This is a genomic window from Pararcticibacter amylolyticus (assembly GCF_003130405.1).
Taxonomy (GTDB): domain Bacteria; phylum Bacteroidota; class Bacteroidia; order Sphingobacteriales; family Sphingobacteriaceae; genus Arcticibacter; species Arcticibacter amylolyticus.
On record NZ_QEAS01000010.1, the window covers coordinates 76997 to 79376 of the forward strand.

The 2380-nt window shown below is 42.7% G+C and carries 1 protein-coding gene; it reads left to right on the forward strand.

All coding sequences use genetic code 11. The annotated features are described in order from the left end of the window. The first annotated feature begins 10 nt into the window (after nucleotides 1–10). A complete protein-coding gene (locus DDR33_RS13075) occupies nucleotides 11–2377 on the forward strand; it encodes an ABC transporter permease (RefSeq protein ID WP_109416246.1) in 2367 nt (788 codons plus the stop codon). Nucleotides 2378–2380: the final 3 nt, after the last annotated feature.

The window sequence follows — 2380 nt, forward strand, 5'->3', positions numbered from 1 at the left end:
CATATAAATCATGAAAACATATCTGAGAACAGCCTGGCGGAACTTAGCCGCTAACAGAACTTATTCAATCGTTAACATTGCGGGATTGGGAGTAAGTCTTGCGGCGTCAATACTCCTGTTGCTCTGGGTTCAGGATGAGCTGAGCTTTGATATGTTTCATAGCAAGGCTGACCGGATCTACAGGGTTTCAGCGGCGTTCAGGCAAAACGGGAAGGAAGAAGTTTGGACCTCGACTCCTGCTCCACTGGCAACAGCCGGAAAACTTCAGGTACCCGAAATAGCAGATGCATGCAGAGTCTCCGGGGCCTGGCAACTTCAGAGATTCCGTTATAAAGATAAAAAGTTCTTTTCTATTGATTGCGGATTAGCAGATACCTCCTTCTTTTCGATGTTTGACTTTCAAATAATCCAGGGAGATAAAAGAAACCTGTTCCCGGATAAACAATCGGTCGTCATGTCGGAGACAACTGCTGAAAAGTTTTTTGGCAAAGAAAATCCTATTGGCAAGACAATCATTGCGAATGATAACGAACAAATGCATGTGACAGGTGTCATGAAGGATATTCCGGAAAACTCAAGTATCCGGTACAGCATGGTTCTTCCCTTTAATCGCCTGGAAAGTAATTATGACGGAAATGATTACTGGAAGAGTTTAAATGAAGACTGGGGTAATTATAACTATGACACATATTTCCTGTTCAAAAAACAGGAAAGCGCGAATTCTGCCGCCATTAAGCTGACAAGAATTCATCAGAAGGCACAGCCGGAGGATTTTACCAAAAACCTCACTTATATCCTTTTGCCTCTAAAAAAGGTTCATTTGTACGACGCTCAGGGAAAGGAACAGGGGATGGCCACTGTCAGGATATTTTTCCTGGTAGCTGTTATTATTTTGTTTATTGCCTGTATAAATTACGTTAATCTCGTCACTGCAAGAGCCGTAAAACGGGCAAAAGAAATAAGCGTGAGGAAAATTGCGGGCGCGGGTAACCGGCATTTGTTTCTTCAGTTTATGTGCGAGACTTTACTGCTGATCCTTGTATCCCTGGTGGTAGCCACCATGATCATTTATATCACGATCCCTCTATATAATAAAATCTCAGCAAAACAGATACAATTCAGCTTCTTCAACGGAGGAGTTCTTTTAACCTACCTTTCCACCCTGCTGATTACCCTGATACTTGCCGGCATTTATCCAGCTGTCAACTTACTGTCTCTTGACCCATTAGAATCTCTCAAAGGAAAAGTTCTGCGTGCAGGGAAAAGCATAACACTTAGAAAAGTACTTGTAGTAGTACAATTCACTCTTTCAGTGATATTGGTGATCTCAACGATCATATTAAGCAGACAGCTAAGATACATCCGGGAGAAGAATCTCGGATATGACAAAGAGAACGTCATCGCCCTGAAATTTCATAAAATGGCTGATCATTATGACGCTGTAAGATCAAACCTTTTGAGCCAACCCGGAATAGTGGATGTCACCTATGCCGGAGATGATATTATGAATTTATACAGTTCCAGCGGGGATGCAGAATGGGATGGAAAGACCGCTCTCCAGCAAACATTCATGATTAACCAACTCGCTGTCGACCGGAACTTTATAAAAGTTATGAATATTCAGTTAAAAGACGGTCCCGGATTTAGCGGTACCCCGGCTGACAGCAGTCATTTCATATTAAATGAAACTGCTATAAAAGAAATGGGGATAAAGGATCCTATTGGAAAGCGATTTAAATTCCACGATGTTGAAGGAAATATTGCCGGCGTTGTAAAAGATTTCCATTTTCAGAACCTGCACAACCAGATTAAGCCGATGATCTTGTTTTACAGAACATGGAAAGAGGCAATGTATGTCAGGACGACTGCCAGAGATGCTTCCCGCGCCATCAATGAATTGAAGAGCGTATGGAAACAGTATAACGGAGATATCCCATTTGAATACAAGTTCCTGGACGATTCATTTAATGAAACATACAGGTCAGACATCCGGGTCGGTTTGATGTTCAACATCTTTGCATGCATCACGATCCTGATCTCCTGCCTTGGTCTGTTCGGACTGATCACTTACACAGCAGAAAGCAAAGTGAAGGAGATCGGGATAAGAAAAACGCTGGGAGCCGGAATTTCAGATATCGTAAAAATGCTCTCGACCGACCTGATTAAGCTTGTACTGGTCTCCTGTGCCATATCATTTCCCCTTGCATGGTGGGCATTAAATAAATTACTCGACGATTATGCTTACAAAACAAATATCGACGCCACACCCTTCCTGCTCGCCGCCTTTCTAACGCTGCTGATTGCACAAATTACCATTGGATTTAAAGCAGTTAAGGCTTCTCTGGCGAACCCGGTAAGAAGCCTGAGGACGGAGTAGTTA

Bases quoted from the DNA above. Each gene is read 5' to 3' on its own strand.
- DDR33_RS13075 (WP_109416246.1), top strand. From the start codon at position 11: ATGAAAACATATCTGAGAACAGCCTGGCGGAACTTAGCCGCTAACAGA.